Genomic DNA, 15,698 nt, shown 5'->3' on the forward strand with positions numbered 1-15,698 from the left:
GGAACGCCGCCATCGCGCTGTGTGACGGGCGGGGTGGGGGCGGCTAGAGCTGCCGCGCGACCTCCGTGGCCCAGTACGTGAGAATCATGTTCGCGCCGGCGCGCTTGATGCCGGTGAGGGTCTCCATGATGGCGCGGTCGCGGTCGATCCAGCCGTTGGCGGCGGCGGCCTCGACCATCGCGTACTCGCCGGAGATCTGGTAGGCGGCGACGGGCACGTCGACGCTCTCGGCGACCTTGGCGAGGACGTCGAGGTAGGGCAGGGCGGGCTTGACCATGACCATGTCGGCGCCCTCGGCGAGGTCGAGCTCGAGCTCGCGCATCGACTCGCGGAGGTTGGCCGGGTCCTGCTGGTAGGTCTTGCGGTCGCCCTGGAGGGAGGAGCCGACGGCCTCGCGGAACGGTCCGTAGAACGCGGACGCGTACTTGGCGGTGTAGGCGAGGATCGACACGTCCTCGTGGCCGGTCTGGTCGAGGGCGTCGCGGACGACGCCGACCTGACCGTCCATCATCCCGCTGGGGCCCACGACATGGACGCCGGCGTCGGCCTGGACCTGGGCCATCTCGGCGTAGCGCTCGAGGGTGGCGTCGTTGTCGACGCGGCCGTCGGCGTCGAGGACGCCGCAGTGGCCGTGGTCGGTGTACTCGTCCAGGCAGAGGTCGGACATGATGACGAGCTCGTCGCCGACCTCGGCCTTCACATCGCGGATGGCGACCTGGAGGATGCCGTCGGGGTCGGTGCCGGCGGTGCCGAGACCGTCCTTCTTGGCCTCCTCGGGCACGCCGAAGAGCATGATCCCGGCGACGCCCGCCTCCAGCGCCTCGACGGCGGCCTTGCGGAGGGTGTCGCGGGTGTGCTGGACGACCCCGGGCATGGCCGAGATCGGCACCGGTTCGGCCGCGCCTTCCCGCACAAAGGCGGGAAGGATCAGGTCGGACGGGTGCAGCCGGTGCTCCGCGACCATCCGGCGCATGGCCGGGGTGGTGCGGAGCCGCCGGGGCCGGGACCCCGGGAAAGTGCCGTACGTGGTGCTCAACTCCGTGCCCTTCTGCGCGATCCGGGCCGCCGCTCGCTCGGGCGGGTGACCGGGTCGCCGGCCTCCAGGGCCGCGTCGCGCCGGGCCGCGCCGAACTCCGCGAGCGCCTCGGCCAGTTTGTGCACCGAGGGCTCGGGCGACAGCACGTCCACCCGCAGGCCGTGTTCCTCCGCGGTCTTCGCGGTGGCCGGGCCGATGCAGGCGATGACGGTGACATTGTGCGGCTTGCCGGCGATGCCGACGAGGTTCCGCACGGTGGAGGACGAGGTGAACAGCACGGCGTCGAAACCGCCGCCCTTGATCGCCTCGCGGGTCTCGGCCGGCGGCGGCGAGGCCCGTACGGTCCGGTAGGCCGTGACGTCGTCGACCTCCCAGCCCAGCTCGATCAGGCCGGCCACCAGGGTCTCGGTGGCGATGTCGGCGCGGGGCAGGAAGACACGGTCGATCGGGTCGAAGACCGGGTCGTAGGGCGGCCAGTCCTCCAGCAGACCGGCTGCCGACTGCTCGCCGCTGGGCACCAGGTCCGGCTTGACGCCGAACTCGATCAGGGACTTGGCGGTCTGCTCGCCGACGGCCGCGACCTTGATGCCGGCGAAGGCACGCGCGTCGAGGCCGTACTCCTCGAACTTCTCCCGAACGGCCTTGACGGCGTTGACGGAAGTGAAGGCGATCCACTCGTAGCGGCCGGTGACCAGGCCCTTGACCGCGCGTTCCATCTGCTGCGGGGTGCGCGGGGGCTCGACCGCGATGGTCGGGACCTCGCTGGGCACGGCGCCGTAGGAGCGCAGCTGGTCGGAGAGCGAGGCGGCCTGCTCCTTGGTGCGCGGGACGAGCACGTTCCAGCCGAAGAGCGGCTTGGACTCGAACCACGACAGCCGGTCGCGCTGCTCGGCAGCGCTGCGCTCGCCGACCACGGCTATGACGGGCTGGGCGCCGTCGGCCGTGGGCAGCACCTTGGCGGCCTTCAGCGTCTGCTGAAGGGTGCCGAGGGTGGCCGTCCAGGTGCGCTGGCGGGTGGTGGTGCCGGCGACGGTGACGCTCAGCGGGGTGTCGGGCTTGCGGCCTGCGGCCACGAGCTCGCCGGCGGTGGCGACGACGCAGTCGAGGGTGGTGGAGACCACCGCCGTCACCTGGCTCGCGCCGACCTCGGCCCAGCAGGTGGCGCCGGCGGTACGGGCGTCCACGAAGCGGACGTCACCGCCCCGGCCGTCGCGCAGCGGCACGCCGGCGTAGGCGGGCACGCCGACGGCGGTGGCGACGCCGGGCACGACCTCGAAGGTGATGCCCTCGGCGGCGCAGGCCAGCATCTCCTCGGCGGCGTAGCCGTCGAGGCCGGGGTCGCCGAGCACCGCACGGACGACCCGCTTGCCGCCGCGCGCGGCCGACATGACAAGATTGGCGGTGTCCCTGAGAACGGAGACGTCAGCGGTTTTTGACGCCTCGTCGGTCACCGTCTGGACAGGCGTGTCCACGGTGCTGCGGGCGTGCGTACGCACCACGTCGAGCACCTGCGGATCGGCGATCAGGACGTCCGCGGCCGCCAGCGCCTCCACGGCACGCAACGTCAGCAGACCCGGGTCACCGGGGCCGGCACCGAGGAAGGTGACGTGCCCGTGCGCGGAATGGTTCGGGGCGGTGGGGTTCAAAGTGCTCGCTCCCCCATAAGACCGGCCGCACCCTTGTCGAGCATCTCGGCTGCGAGAGCGCGGCCGAGTGCAAGGGCGTCCTCGTCGGACGCGGGTACGGGACCGGTGGTGGACAGCTGCACCAGCGTGGAACCGTCGGTCGTGCCGACGACGCCGCGCAGGCGCATTTCGGTGACAGCCCGGTCGTCGCCCTGGAAATCGGCCAGCGCACCCACAGGTGCGCTGCATCCGGCCTCCAGCGCGGCGAGCAGGGACCGCTCGGCGGTGACGGCGAGCCGCGTGCGCGGATCGTCGAGCTCGGCGAGCGTGGCGGCGAGCGGTGCGTTGGTCATGGCGCACTCGATCGCCAGGGCCCCCTGGCCGGGGGCGGGCAAAACTGTGTCGGACGAGAGGAACTGGGTCGCCTCGTCGATCCGGCCGATCCGGTTGAGCCCGGCGGCGGCCAGCACGACGGCGTCCAGCTCGCCTCCGGTGACGAAGCCGATGCGGGTGTCGATGTTGCCGCGGATCGGCACGGTCTCGATGCGGCGGCCCAGCGCGTGGGCCCAGGCGTTGAGCTGGGCCATGCGGCGGGGCGAACCCGTTCCGATCCTCGCGCCCTCGGGGAGGGTCTCGAAGGTCAGCCCGTCGCGGGCGACGAGCACGTCGCGCGGGTCCTCGCGGAGCGGGATCGCGGCGAGGGCGAGGTCGTCCGGCTGGCTGGTCGGCAGGTCCTTCAGCGAGTGGACGGCGAAGTCGATCTCGCCCGCGAGCAGCGCGTCGCGCAGCGCGGAGACGAAGACGCCGGTGCCACCGATCTGCGCGAGGGCCTCGCGCGAGACGTCACCGTAGGTGGTGATCTCCACGAGCTCGACCGGACGGCCGGTGAGCTGTCGTACGGACTCGGCCACCATCCCGGACTGGGCCATGGCCAGCTTGCTGCGCCGGGTGCCCAGTCGCAGGGGCGCCGTGGCGGTGGTGTCGTTCATGCCGACTCCCGTGCTGTGTTGGGGCGACCGTGTTGGGGGTCCGCCTTGCTGACGGCCGCGACCGCCTGCGGGTCGAGGTCGAAGAGCTCCCGCAGGGCGTCGGCGTAGCCCGCGCCGCCGGGGGTCGAGGCGAGTTCCTTGACCCGGACGGTGGGCGCGTGCAGGAGCTTGTCGACGACGCGGCGCACGGTCTGGGTGATCTCCGCGCGCTGTTTGTCGTCGAGGCCGGGCAGCCGGCCGTTGAGCCGGGCCATCTCCCCGGCCACGACGTCGGCGGCCATGGTGCGCAGGGCCACCACGGTGGGGGTGATGTGCGCGGCGCGCTGGGCGGCGCCGAAGGCGGCGACCTCGTCGGAGACGATGGTGCGCACCTGGTCGACGTCGGCGGCCATGGGGGCGTCGGCGGAGGCCTCGGCCAGGGTCTCGATGTCGACGAGCCGGGCGCCTTCCAGGCGGTGGACGGCGGCGTCGATGTCGCGGGGCATGGCGAGGTCGAGCAGGGCCAGGGCCGCGCCGTCGCGGACGGCGAGGGCGGCCCGGATGACGTCGGCCGTCAGCACCAGGCCTGTGGCGCCCGTGCACGACACCACGATGTCGGCGAGCGGCAGCTCGGCGGGCACGGCGGTCATCTCCACCGCCGTGGCCGTCACCGCGCCGGGGGCGCCGGGCTCGGTGAGGATCCGCGCGAGCCGTTCGGCCCGCTCCAGGGTGCGGTTGGCGACGGCGATGTGGGCGACGCCCGCGCGCGCGAGGGTCGCCGCCGCGAGCGAGGACATGGAGCCCGCGCCGATGACCAGGGCTCGCTTGTCCGCGGCCCACTCGGTGACGGGGGTGCCGTCCGCGAGCTGTTCGAGGCCGAAGGTGACCAGGGACTGGCCGGCCTTGTCGATGCCGGTCTCGCTGTGGGCGCGCTTGCCGACCCGCAGGGCCTGCTGGAACAGGTCGTTCAGCAGCCGGCCGGCGGTGTGGAGCTCCTGGCCGAGGGCGAGGGCGTCCTTGATCTGGCCGAGGATCTGGCCCTCGCCGACGACCATCGAGTCCAGCCCGCAGGCCACCGAGAAGAGGTGGTGGACGGCCCGGTCCTCGTAGTGCACATAGAGATACGGAGTGAGCTCCTCCAGGCCGACGCCCGAGTGCCGGGCGAGCAGCGTGGACAGCTCGGCCACACCGGCGTGGAACTTGTCCACGTCGGCGTAGAGCTCGATGCGGTTGCAGGTGGCCAGGACCGCCGCCTCGGTGGCGGGCTCGGCGGCCAGCGCGTCGTGCGCGAGACGGGCCTGCGTCTCGCGCACGAGGGCGGCCCGCTCGAGCACGCTCACGGGTGCGCTGCGGTGGCTGAGGCCTACGACCAGGAGACTCATGCCGGCATCACGGCGGGGACGTCCCCCTCCGGTCCCTTTCCGCTGCCCGCGACCGGGGCCGTACGCGCGGGCGCGCCGGTACGGGACGCCGCGGCGGCCGCCGGGCCGCTCTCCTCGCCGGCCTTGCGCTGCTCGTGGAAGGCGAGGATCTGGAGCTCGATGGAGAGGTCGACCTTGCGCACGTCCACGCCGTCGGGCACGGAGAGCACGGTCGGCGCGAAGTTGAGGATCGAGGTGACCCCGGCGGCGACGAGCCGGTCGCAGACCTGCTGGGCGGCGCCGGCGGGGGTCGCGATGACGCCGATGGAGACGCCGTTGTCGCGGATGATCGACTCGAGTTCGTCGGTGTGCCGCACGGGCAGCCCGGCGACCGGCTTGCCGGCCATCGCGGGGTCGGCGTCGATCAGGGCCGCGACGCGGAAGCCGCGGGAGGCGAAGCCGCCGTAGTTGGCGAGGGCCGCGCCGAGGTTTCCGATGCCGACGATGACGACCGGCCAGTCCTGGGTGAGGCCGAGCTCGCGGGAGATCTGGTAGACGAGGTATTCCACGTCGTAGCCCACGCCGCGGGTGCCGTACGAGCCGAGGTAGCTGAAGTCCTTGCGCAGCTTGGCGGAGTTGACGCCGGCTGCGGCGGCCAGCTCCTCGGAGGAGACCGTGGGGACCGAGCGCTCGGAGAGCGCGGTCAGCGCGCGCAGATACAGCGGTAGCCGGGCGACGGTGGCCTCGGGGATCCCTCGGCTTCGGGTCGCCGGTCGGTGAGTTCGGCCAGTTGCCACGGTGCTCCTGCGGGTAGAGCGGGGCTGCGGGCAGCGCCTTGTCCCAGAACCGCCCTGTTGAACGCAGGCTATGCCTTTGTGAACGCGTGCACAAAGATGGTGTCCGATTTGCCCGGCCAAAGTGATGGGTGTCACGCGGTGATTCCCGTCAAGGCGGGAACCATGGACGTTGGCACCACGACTGCCACTCAGGCCACTCGCGCACCAGGAGCGGGTCGACGGGGTCATGGCCGCCCACTCCTTACTGTGCCACTGCCTCCCGGGGGGGCTGTTTCCTCCCGGACACCAATAAATCGCCCACGATGGTAGTCGACTCAGGCATCCATTCCAGCCGCGCGGGAGCTCGCTCCGGCGTCCGCCCGCGGCTGCCAGAATGTCCGGCATGAGTCCGCTCCTGCGCCGCGGCGCCCGCAAGAACCCGGCCGACTGCGTCGTCACGCTGATCGGCAAGCCCGGCTGCCACCTGTGCGACGACGCCGAGGCCGTGATCGCCGAGATCTGCGGCGAGCTGGGCGCCCGCTGGGAGAAGAAGGACATCACGGAGGACGAGGAGCTCCACCGCAAGTACTGGGAGCAGATCCCGGTGATCCTCGTCGACGGCGCCCAGCACGACTTCTGGCGGGTGAACCCGGACCGGCTGCGCAAGGCTCTCGGCGCCTGACCGCACCCCCTCGCACCGCCCCGCGAACCCCGGCGACCAGGGCGGCCACCCGCTGGGTCACCGGCCCGACGCGCAGAGTTCACGCCATCACGGCGGAGGGGACTCCGGTTACCCCGAACAAACTGGCTATGCTCGCGGCATGGCCGCACTCGGATGGCTCACTTACCGCAGGCGTTCCGCCACCGCACGCAGCGTGCTGGCCGGCGAGGCGGCGGCGGAGGCAGCCCGCAAGTCCGCCCAGGAGAACGAAGAAGCCCTGGCCGGGGGCCCGGCCGCGCCTCCGGAGCCCGAGCCCGACTTCCCCGTCGTGGGCGACGAGAAGGCCGCCGCGTTCTTCGACCTGGACAATACGGTCATGCAGGGCGCCGCCATGTTCCATTTCGGCCGGGGCCTCTACAAGCGGCAGTTCTTCGGCAAGCGCGAGCTCGCGCGCTTCGCCTGGCAGCAGACCTGGTTCCGGCTCGCCGGCATCGAGGACCCCGAGCACGTACAGGAGGCCCGCGACAGCGTCCTGTCGATCGTGAAGGGCCACCGCGTCTCCGAGCTGATGACCATCGGCGAGGAGATCTACGACGAGTACATGGCCGAGCGCATCTGGCCCGGTACCCGCGCCCTCGCCCAGGCGCACCTGGACGCGGGCCAGAAGGTGTGGCTGGTCACCGCCGCCCCCGTCGAGACCGCGACGATCGTCGCGCGTCGGCTGGGCCTGACCGGCGCGCTGGGCACGGTCGCCGAGTCGGTCGGCGGCGTCTACACGGGCAAGCTGGTCGGCGAGCTGCTGCACGGCCCCGCCAAGGCGGAGGCCGTCCGCGCCCTGGCCGCCGCCGAGGGCCTGGACCTGACCCACTGCGCCGCCTACAGCGACTCGGCCAACGACATCCCGATGCTCTCGCTCGTCGGCCACCCCTACGCGGTCAACCCCGACGGCCGGCTGCGCAAGCACGCGCGCGAGCACGGCTGGCGGCTGCGCGACTACCGGACGGGCCGCAAGGCCGCCAAGATCGGCATCCCCGCCGCGGCGGGCCTCGGCGCGCTCGCGGGCGGCGCGGCCGCCGGCATCGCGCTGCACCGCCGCCGCCGCTGAACCACCCCTGAACGATCAGTGCGACGCCGGGCCCGGATTCCGGGTCCGGCGTCCTCATTCGTCCGCCCACCGCGGAGTGGGCCCCCATCACCGGTACGGGCGACGTTCCGGCGCGCCTCCTCGCCACTGCCCGTAACCGCCTTGATCGCACAGGCAATCCTTTTGTCATACCCCCACATGGCCCCCGGCAGTCCTTGCGTGTCCGGATTGCCACAACACGCTGCCCAATCGGCCACACTCTCGCCAATTCCGGTCAACTCCCGTTTGTAGTTCGATATTTGATCGGCCATGAACCGTAAGAAGATCGAACGGAAACGATGATTTAGGCAACTCGGTGTAGCGCTGCCTGTACGAAGGGTTATTCTCCTCAGACGCAATCCGGTACCCGCTTGTCCCTACGACGAGTGAACGGTCCCGCACTGCACGTGATGGAAGCTCTGCCTCTGGGAGTCCCGTGTACCCACACGTCGGGGTTGACGCCTCGGGCCTGGCTACGCTGCGCGCAGCGGTCCTCGACCGTCTGCGCGTCTTCGTCCCCACCGCGTACGCCGTCCCCGCCTTCGCCACGCTCGCCCCCGCAGCGGTGGGCGGCCATGCCGGCCCCTGCTACGCCCTCGCCGAGAGCGGCGCCGCCGTCGGCAGACGAACCCGCCGAGGAGCCGCCACCGCCACGTCCACCGCCCCCCGCCGCCCCAGCGCCGACAGCGACAGCGCCCGGATGCTCGACCTGGTCGAGCGTGCCCAGGCCGGCGAGGCCGAGGCCTTCGGCCGGCTCTACGACCAGTACGCCGACACCGTCTACCGCTACATCTACTACCGCGTCGGCGGCCGGGCCACGGCCGAGGACCTGACCAGCGAGACCTTCCTGCGCGCCCTGCGCCGCATCGGCACGTTCACCTGGCAGGGCCGCGACTTCGGCGCCTGGCTGGTGACCATCGCCCGCAATCTGGTCGCGGACCACTTCAAGTCGTCGCGCTTCCGGCTGGAGGTGACCACCGGCGAGATGCTCGACGCCAATGAGGTCGAGCGCAGCCCGGAGGACTCCGTCCTCGAATCCCTTTCCAACGCCGCCCTGTTGGAGGCGGTGCGCAAGCTCAATCCACAGCAGCAGGAATGCGTCACCCTCCGCTTCCTCCAGGGCCTCTCGGTCGCCGAGACCGCCCGGGTGATGGGGAAGAACGAGGGCGCGATCAAGACACTCCAGTACCGGGCCGTGCGCACCCTCGCCCGGCTTCTCCCGGACGACGCCCGCTGACCCCACCGGACCTTTCACCGACCCGATGCCTGGATTCACTCACCGGCGGCCACCTCGCTCCGGCCGCGTAACCCGACTGCCGCGCCACTCGTTGTCCGGGATGCAGACTTCCCCAAGGCGCTTCGTGACCGTATTCACTCACTCAATCGAGTGGATGCGTTCACGGCGTGCAACCCTTCAGGTGCCCCGGGGAGTCGACCGTCATGACGAGAGGAGGTGCCGCCTGTGATCGCGAATGTATCGGCGCACCGGCGGGCGAACGCCTTCGCCCAGGCCCTGGAGGACCAGGAAGTCCAGGGTGCTGCGGCCACACAGTCCGGCCCATCACTGGAAGACACCGAGCAGACAAGGCTGTTGACGCTGACGGGCGGCCTCGGCGCACTGCCGGCCCCCGAGCTGGACGCCGAGGTCAAAACCGTTCAACGGGCGCAGCTGATCGCCGCCATGGAAGCCCAGTTCGCCGGGGGCGGCGCCGTTCCGGCGCAGCGCTCCGGGCGGGGTGCCCACCGGGCGCTGAGCCGGCTCAGGCCGCGCTCCCGCTGGTCCAAGGGGCTCGCCGCAGGCGGTCTCACGGTCGGCGTGGCGGCGGGAGCCTTCGGCGGTGTGGCCGCGGCGAGCGCCGGCGCCCTGCCCGGCGACACGCTGTACGGGCTCAAGCGCGGAATGGAGGACCTCCGGCTCGGCATGGCCGACGACGACTCCGCCCGGGGCGGGCTCTTCCTCGACCAGGCGTCGACGCGGCTCCAGGAGGCCAACCGGCTGATGGAGCGTGGCCGCTCAGGCCGGCTCGATCACGAGTCGCTGACGGAGATCCGCCGCACCCTGGCCGGGATGCAGCACGACGCCTCCGAGGGCCACCGGCTGCTGCACGACGCCTACCAGCGCGACGGCTCGCTGGGCGCGATCCAGCGGCTCTCCTCGTTCACCGCCTCGCACCGCGAGGGCTGGAGCCGGCTGCGCGAGCGGCTGCCCGTCCAGCTCGCCGACGTCGGGGACGGCGTCTCCTCGGTGTTCAACGCCATAGACGATGAGGTCGAGCCGCTGCGCGGGCTGCTCCATGAGAAGCACGGCGGCGCCGCGGGCCCGTCCGGGGCCGCCCGCCAGGGCTCCTCCGGCAGCGGTAGTGGGCAGGACAGCCCCGCGCCGAGTCCCAAGGCCCCCGCCACGGCCGACGGCAAGCGCCCCAGCGGCAAGCCCGCCCAGTCCTCCCCCAGCGGCCGGGACGAGCACGAGGGCCTGCTGGGCGGTACGGGTCTGCTCCAGCCGCCGTCCGGCACGGACGGATCGGGCGCGGACCGGTCGGCCCACGGCAAGGACGGCAAGCCGTCCAAGCAGCCCGACATCACCATCCCCCCGCTGCTGCCGAACATCCTCCCGGGGCTCGGCCTCCACGGGGAGGACGACAAGTAACCCGCGCCAGCAGGTAACCCTCATCGGCGGTCGGTGTTCTTCAGAGCTTTCCGAGCTCAGAAGAACACCGACCGCCTTTGCACAAGCAGCTTGTAAAGCGTGTGCTGAATCGTTTCCCGGACCTGGTCCGTGAGGTTGAACATCAGCATCGGGTCGTCCGCGGCCTCCGCCGGATAGCCGTCCGTGGGAATGGGCTCGCCGAACTGGATCGTCCACTTCGTGGGCAGCGGCACCAGCCCCAGCGGCCCCATCCAGGGCCAGGACGGCGTGAGCGGGAAGTACGGGATGCCCAGCAGCCGCGCGACCGTCTTGGAGTTGCCGAGCATCGGATAGATCTCCTCGGCCCCGACGATCGAGCAGGGCACGATGGGCGCCCCGGCACGCAGTGCCGTCTGGACGAAGCCGCCTCGCCCGAAGCGCTGGAGCTTGTACCGCTCGGAGAACGGCTTCCCGATCCCCTTGAAGCCCTCCGGCATCACCCCCACCACCTCGCCACGCTCCAGCAGCGTCTGGGCGTCCTCGGCGCAGGCGAGGGTGTGGCCGAGCTTCCGGGAGAGCTCGTTGATCAGCGGCAGCATGAAGACCAGGTCGGCGGCGAGCATCCGGACGTTCCGCCCGGCCGGGTGGTGGTCGTGCACGGCGACCTGGAGCATCAGGCCGTCGACGGGAAGGGTGCCGGAGTGGTTGGCGACGATCAGCGCCGCGCCCTTCTCCGGGATGTTCTCGATGCCCTTCACCTCGACCCGGAAGTACTTCTCCTTGAAGGGCCGCAGCAGCGAGAGGATCACCTGATCGGTGAGCTCCTGGTCGTAGCCGAAATCGTCGACCTCGTACTCGCCGGTGATCCGGCGGCGCAGGAAGTTCAGGCCATGGGCCAGCTTCCGCTCCCAGCCGCCGTCCCCGGCACCCGCCCCGGCAGGGGCTCCGGCGGCGACGCCGTCCCCGGCCTGCTCCGGCCGGCCCTCCTGGCCGGTGCGGGCCCGCTCCTCCTCCCGCTGGGCGGGTAGGGGCGAGAGCGCCGCCGGCACCCGGCTCGTCCGGCCGCGGGCCGTGCGGCCCGGCCGCCGCTTGGCCCGGGGCTCCTCGCCGAACGGAATGACCTTCGCATCGGCCATGCTGCGTGCGCTCCTCAGTTCTGGCCGCTGCCGGCAGGCATCAGCGCGGCGATCCGGTCGACGGTACGGGCGAGGGTCTCGGGCGGCAGCAGACCCGGGCCGCGACTGCGGGCGAAGTCCGCGAAGGCCTCCGGGGTGGAGTACCGGGGGCGGAAGCCCAGGGTCTCGCGCATCTGCGCGGTCTCGACGACACGGCCGTGGGTGAGGAGCCGGACCTGCTCGGGCGAGAAGTCCAGGGCGCCGACCGACCTCAGCGCGGAGCCGACCCAGGTGACGGTCGGCAGGAAGAAGGGGAGCGTGGGGCGCCCGAGGCGCCTGGCGGCCTGTGAGAGCAGCAGGACGCCGTCCCCGGCGATATTGAACGTGCCGCTGTTGAGCGTGGACCTGGCGGGCTCCCCGGCGGCGATCCGGAGCACCTCGATGGCGTCGTCCTCGTGGACGAACTGGAGGCGGGGGTCGAAGCCCAGCACGGTGGGCAGCACGGGCAGCGAGAAGTACTCCGCCAGCGGCGAGTCGGCACAGGGCCCCAGGACGTTCGCGAAGCGCAGCACGCACACGGCCACGTCCGGCCGGCGGCGGGCGAAGCCGCGGACATAGCCCTCGACCTCGACGACGTCCTTGGCGAAGCCACCGCTGGGCAGCGACTTGGGCGGCGTGGACTCGGTGAAGACCGCGGGATCCCGGGGCGCGGAACCGTACACGTTCGTGCTGGACTTGATCACCAGCCGTTTGACGGACGGGGTCTTCTGGCAGGCACCGAGCAGCTGCATGGTGCCGATGACGTTGGTCTCCTTGACCGAGGCCCGGCTGCCGCGCTTGCCCAGCGGGGTGCCGTTGACGTCCATATGGACGACGGTGTCGACGGAGTGCTCCGCCAGGACCCTGCCGATCGTCGGGTGGCGGATGTCCGCCCGTAGGAAATCGGCCCCGCCGAGATGGTGCTCGGGTGGCACCGCGTCCACCCCGATGACGCGGTCGACGTCGGGCTCGCGCTGGATACGGCGGACGAACCTTCCGCCCAGCTGCCGTGCGACTCCGGTGACGAGCACGACCTTGCCCAAGATCAGTGCCTTCCTTCCCACGTCTGGAGAGACGAGCGGTGCCCTGTCGCGGCCACCGTAGCGGGTCGTTGTTGCACTGTGATGACCGCCGGTCGGGCCGGGCGTCATTTCAAGCCGTAGCGAAGGCTTTACTCACCGCAACGCACCGCAGCCCTCCCACCGTGACCGGTGGGAGGGCTGCGGGACGAGCACAGCGGCGCTGCTTACTTCTTGTTGCGACGCTGAACACGCGTGCGCTTGAGCAGCTTGCGGTGCTTCTTCTTGGCCATCCGCTTGCGCCGCTTCTTGATAACAGAGCCCACGACTACCCTCGCTTACATCGATTCACTCGGTGCGGGGCGTCCGAGCCCACACGACCTACATCGGGCCAGCCTACCCGGCACCGGGCGATCAGCGTAATCCAGGGCCTCCGTCAGGCTGTTTCCACCCCCACGTAGGACTCTCGGAGGTACTCGTGCACCGCTTGTTCTGGGACCCGGAACGACCTGCCCACCCGGATCGCCGGCAGATGACCGCTGTGCACCAGCCGGTACACGGTCATCTTGGAGACTCGCATCACCGCGGCCACCTCAGCCACGGTAAGGAACACGACCTCGTTGAGAGGCCTTTCGCCAGCAGCCATGACACACACCTGAACCTTCCGCACATGACGCGCACCGGCTTCCCCTCCGGTGACTCCTCGTCGCTGCGCGCTCACTCCCCAGGTTAGGGGCGGGTGATGCGAGTGGGGAAGAGGAGCAGCCATCGGCCGCCTACTGTGACAGACACGCTCGATTGAGTACATAGCGAGTAAGCGGTCGGTAGTAATCAGACCGCACAGTGTCATCAAGCGGAACGGCGACGGACACTCGCCCCTCGGCCTCTCCGACGAACAGCGCGGGGTCGTCCGAGTCCGCCAGCCCGATGGCCTCAATCCCCAGCTGACCTGCCCCGCAGACCCATCCGTGGTCCCCGATGACCAGGGCCGGCAACGGCCCGCCCGACCCCGCCGCGGCGTCGAGCGCGGTACGAACCGGGAGAGGTGAATGAGTATGCGCGCCGGGCTCACTTCCGCGACCCCGTGCGCCGGGTTCGCGCACCATCGCGACTCCTTGGGCGTAGTGAAGGTTGTAGGTGCGTACGCCGAACCGGGTCGTTATGTCGACACTTCGACCCTGCGCCGGGGTGAGGACATCGCATCCCGCCGACGACAGGGCGGCGGCCAACGCGGCGTAGAAGCCCAGGAGCGGGTGGGGGTGACCGGTGCCCAGGAGCACGGGAGCGCCCAACGCGGCCGCCGTCGCGAGCCGATCGGCGAAGGCATCGAGTGCCATCAGCGTGCGATCCGGATCGATCACATCATGCCCGGAAGTGTGCTTGGGATCGGCTGAAACACCACACCTTTGGACCATCAGTTGCAACAACTCGGGGAAACGCCAGTCAGATTTAGGCTCCAACCCGATCAGCACCCGTGGATCCCGGGCGGCGAACAACCGGTAGCGGCTCAGGCTCCGCTCCCTGGACGTGGCGACGGTCCCCGCCAGCCGGGTGGCGAGGAGATGGCCGCGGAGCGCGTGACGGGTCAGCACGAGCCCGATGGTCGCGGACGGGAACGACGGCGGGTGAGGATTCGGGGAGGCGTCCCACGCGAGGGCTAACGGGAGTTGGGCCCGCCGGGGGCCAAGTGGCTTCCGAGTGGCTTCCGAGAACGACGCGGCTCCCGGGGAGGACGCGACTCCCGGCGACGACGTGGCTCCCAGGGACAACGTGGCTCCTGAGGGCGATGCGGCTAGGGCAGCAGCCCGTGGGCCGGGAACACCGCCCTGCGGGTCGCGAGGATCGCCTGGTCCAGACGGTCGGCCGGGTCGTACCCCGACTCCGCGAACGACCGCCACTCCGGCTCACGGCCATCCGTCATCCTCAGCGGCCCCAACTGCCCCGTGCGCCTAAACACTTCACCCCGCCACAGGTCCGGCACGGGCGACGCGGGATCCACCGGCCGGTCGGCGGCGATGGCCACCAGATGCGTCCACGACCGCGGCACCACATCCGCCACGGCGTACCCACCGCCCCCCAGGGCCACCCAGCGGCCGTCGGCGTGACGATGCGCCAACTCATGGCAGGCGGCGGCCACATGGCGCTGTGCGTCGAGCGAGACGGCGAGATGCGCCAGCGGGTCCTCGAAGTGGGTATCGGCCCCGTGCTGGGTCACCAGCACCTGCGGCCGGAAGGCCGCCAGGAGCTCCGGTACGACCGCGTGGAAGGCCCGCAGCCACCCGGCGTCGCCCGTGCCCGCCGGCAGCGCCACGTTCACCGCACTGCCCTCGGCGTCCGGGGCCCCTGTCTCCGTCGGCCAGCCGGTCCGCGGGAAGAGGGTGTGGGGGTGCTCGTGCAGGGAGATCGTCAGGACGCGGGGGTCCTCCCAGAAGGCCGCCTGGACGCCGTCGCCGTGATGGACGTCCACATCCACGTAGGCCACCCGCTCGGCACCCAGCTCGAGCAGCCGGGCGATCGCGAGGGCCGCGTCGTTGTAGACGCAGAATCCGGATGCCGCGCCGGGCATGGCGTGGTGCAGCCCGCCGGCGAAGTTCACGGCGTGCGACACCTCCCCGCCCCACACGGCCTCGGCGGCGCCCACGGACTGGCCGGCGATGAGCGCGGCGGCGTCGTGCATTCCGGCGAACGCCGGGTCGTCCACGGTCCCGAGCCCATAGGACATGTCGGCGGCCTTGGGGTCCGCCGACGCCTCACGGACGGCGGCGATGTAATCGGGGCGGTGGACCAGGCGGAGGGTCGACTCGCCGGCGGGCGGCGCGGAGACGACACGGACCGCCCGGTCCAGCTCGAACGCCTCGACCAGTCGCATGGTCAGGGCGAGCCGTACGGGATCCATCGGGTGCCCGGGGCCGAAGTCATAACCTGTTACCGCTTCATCCCACATCAGCTGTGCATGGCCGCTCATGGCGGCAACGGTATCGGTGTCCGTAAACGCAAGAAAGCCCCGGCAGGTATCCCCTGCCAGGGCTTTCTCCAAAAGGAGTTCGGCGGCGTCCTACTCTCCCACAGGGTCCCCCCTGCAGTACCATCGGCGCTGAAAGGCTTAGCTTCCGGGTTCGGAATGTAACCGGGCGTTTCCCTAACGCTATGACCACCGAAACACTATGAAATTCCAACCAGACCAGCCACAAAGGGCCAGCACCGTTCGTTATTTCAGAACAAACACAGTGGACGCGAGCAACTGAGGACAAGCCCTCGGCCTATTAGTACCAGTCAGCTCCAACCGTTACCGGTCTTCCACACCTGGCCTATCAACCCAGTCGTCTACTGGGAGCCTTACCCCATCAAG

The 15,698-nt window shown here is 71.0% G+C and carries 15 protein-coding genes and 2 rRNA genes; 4 read left to right on the plus strand and 13 right to left on the minus strand.

The window, feature by feature from the left end:
• Nucleotides 1-43: 43 nt before the first annotated feature.
• The 5 genes from hemB to RM609_RS08110 are packed head-to-tail and all read right to left on the minus strand — an operon-like array spanning nt 44 to nt 5,787.
• Nucleotides 44-1,036, minus strand: a complete 993-nt coding sequence (gene hemB / locus RM609_RS08090; RefSeq protein WP_311609102.1) for a porphobilinogen synthase — start codon at nt 1,034-1,036, stop codon at nt 44-46.
• A complete protein-coding gene (locus tag RM609_RS08095) occupies nt 1,033-2,682 on the minus strand; it encodes a bifunctional uroporphyrinogen-III C-methyltransferase/uroporphyrinogen-III synthase (RefSeq protein WP_311609103.1) in 1,650 nt (549 codons plus the stop codon). The genes hemB and RM609_RS08095 overlap by 4 nt, the downstream gene beginning before the upstream one ends.
• The gene (gene hemC, locus RM609_RS08100) at nt 2,679-3,650 is read right to left on the minus strand and encodes a hydroxymethylbilane synthase (protein WP_311609105.1); all 972 of its coding nucleotides are present in this window, start codon (nt 3,648-3,650) and stop codon (nt 2,679-2,681) included. The genes RM609_RS08095 and hemC overlap by 4 nt, the downstream gene beginning before the upstream one ends.
• Nucleotides 3,647-5,011: a glutamyl-tRNA reductase gene (locus RM609_RS08105; protein ID WP_311609107.1), complete on the minus strand. Its 1,365-nt coding sequence runs from the start codon at nt 5,009-5,011 to the stop codon at nt 3,647-3,649. The genes hemC and RM609_RS08105 overlap by 4 nt, the downstream gene beginning before the upstream one ends.
• Nucleotides 5,008-5,787 carry a redox-sensing transcriptional repressor Rex gene (locus RM609_RS08110; protein WP_311609110.1) on the minus strand — a complete coding sequence of 260 codons (780 nt, stop codon included), beginning with the start codon at nt 5,785-5,787 and terminating at the stop codon, nt 5,008-5,010. The genes RM609_RS08105 and RM609_RS08110 overlap by 4 nt, the downstream gene beginning before the upstream one ends.
• Before the next feature lie 382 nt (nt 5,788-6,169).
• Between RM609_RS08110 and RM609_RS08115 the strand changes: the two genes are divergently transcribed.
• The 4 genes from RM609_RS08115 to RM609_RS08130 all read left to right on the plus strand — a co-directional run bounded on the left by RM609_RS08115 (nt 6,170) and on the right by RM609_RS08130 (nt 10,197).
• A complete protein-coding gene (locus RM609_RS08115; RefSeq protein WP_311609112.1) occupies nt 6,170-6,448 on the plus strand; it encodes a glutaredoxin family protein in 279 nt (92 codons plus the stop codon).
• Between the two features lie 139 nt (nt 6,449-6,587).
• On the plus strand, nt 6,588-7,532 hold the full coding sequence (locus RM609_RS08120) for an HAD family hydrolase (RefSeq protein WP_311609114.1): 945 nt from the start codon (nt 6,588-6,590) through the stop codon (nt 7,530-7,532).
• A gap of 454 nt (nt 7,533-7,986) precedes the next feature.
• Nucleotides 7,987-8,787 (plus strand): ECF subfamily RNA polymerase sigma factor, BldN family, encoded by an 801-nt coding sequence (locus tag RM609_RS08125; RefSeq protein WP_311609115.1) that lies wholly within the window; start codon nt 7,987-7,989, stop codon nt 8,785-8,787.
• Nucleotides 8,788-9,012: 225 nt separating this feature from the next.
• On the plus strand, nt 9,013-10,197 hold the full coding sequence (locus RM609_RS08130) for a DUF5667 domain-containing protein (protein ID WP_311609116.1): 1,185 nt from the start codon (nt 9,013-9,015) through the stop codon (nt 10,195-10,197).
• Between the two features lie 56 nt (nt 10,198-10,253).
• Here RM609_RS08130 and RM609_RS08135 read toward each other — a convergent pair whose 3' ends face one another.
• The 8 genes from RM609_RS08135 to RM609_RS08170 form a co-directional block, all read right to left on the minus strand.
• Nucleotides 10,254-11,312 carry a lysophospholipid acyltransferase family protein gene (locus RM609_RS08135; RefSeq protein WP_311609117.1) on the minus strand — a complete coding sequence of 353 codons (1,059 nt, stop codon included), beginning with the start codon at nt 11,310-11,312 and terminating at the stop codon, nt 10,254-10,256.
• A gap of 14 nt (nt 11,313-11,326) precedes the next feature.
• Nucleotides 11,327-12,373, minus strand: coding sequence for an NAD-dependent epimerase/dehydratase family protein (locus RM609_RS08140; RefSeq protein ID WP_229347844.1), 1,047 nt, complete (start codon nt 12,371-12,373; stop codon nt 11,327-11,329).
• Nucleotides 12,374-12,576: 203 nt separating this feature from the next.
• Entirely contained in the window at nt 12,577-12,675 is a 99-nt protein-coding gene (locus RM609_RS08145; protein ID WP_003948845.1) for a 30S ribosomal protein bS22, read from the minus strand.
• Between the two features lie 110 nt (nt 12,676-12,785).
• Nucleotides 12,786-12,995: a helix-turn-helix domain-containing protein gene (locus RM609_RS08150; RefSeq protein WP_067299677.1), complete on the minus strand. Its 210-nt coding sequence runs from the start codon at nt 12,993-12,995 to the stop codon at nt 12,786-12,788.
• Between the two features lie 130 nt (nt 12,996-13,125).
• Nucleotides 13,126-13,941, minus strand: coding sequence for a phosphatase (locus RM609_RS08155; protein WP_311609121.1), 816 nt, complete (start codon nt 13,939-13,941; stop codon nt 13,126-13,128).
• A 200-nt stretch (nt 13,942-14,141) separates the two neighbouring features.
• Nucleotides 14,142-15,314, minus strand: coding sequence for an acetoin utilization protein AcuC (locus RM609_RS08160; protein ID WP_311609123.1), 1,173 nt, complete (start codon nt 15,312-15,314; stop codon nt 14,142-14,144).
• A gap of 77 nt (nt 15,315-15,391) precedes the next feature.
• Nucleotides 15,392-15,508: ribosomal RNA gene (rrf, locus tag RM609_RS08165) — 5S ribosomal RNA — on the minus strand.
• 84 nt (nt 15,509-15,592) lie between these two features.
• A 23S ribosomal RNA gene (locus RM609_RS08170) occupies nt 15,593-15,698 on the minus strand; the annotation flags it as partial.

Origin of the sequence: Streptomyces hesseae, from assembly GCF_031845785.1 — a bacterium.
GTDB classification, from domain to species: Bacteria; Actinomycetota; Actinomycetes; order Streptomycetales; family Streptomycetaceae; genus Streptomyces; species Streptomyces hesseae.

Bases quoted from the DNA above. Each gene is read 5' to 3' on its own strand.
- hemC (WP_311609105.1), bottom strand. From the start codon at position 3,650: ATGAACGACACCACCGCCACGGCGCCCCTGCGACTGGGCACCCGGCGC.
- RM609_RS08150 (WP_067299677.1), bottom strand. From the start codon at position 12,995: ATGGCTGCTGGCGAAAGGCCTCTCAACGAGGTCGTGTTCCTTACCGTG.
- RM609_RS08105 (WP_311609107.1), bottom strand. From the start codon at position 5,011: ATGAGTCTCCTGGTCGTAGGCCTCAGCCACCGCAGCGCACCCGTGAGC.
- RM609_RS08115 (WP_311609112.1), top strand. From the start codon at position 6,170: ATGAGTCCGCTCCTGCGCCGCGGCGCCCGCAAGAACCCGGCCGACTGC.
- RM609_RS08160 (WP_311609123.1), bottom strand. From the start codon at position 15,314: ATGAGCGGCCATGCACAGCTGATGTGGGATGAAGCGGTAACAGGTTAT.
- RM609_RS08135 (WP_311609117.1), bottom strand. From the start codon at position 11,312: ATGGCCGATGCGAAGGTCATTCCGTTCGGCGAGGAGCCCCGGGCCAAG.
- RM609_RS08120 (WP_311609114.1), top strand. From the start codon at position 6,588: ATGGCCGCACTCGGATGGCTCACTTACCGCAGGCGTTCCGCCACCGCA.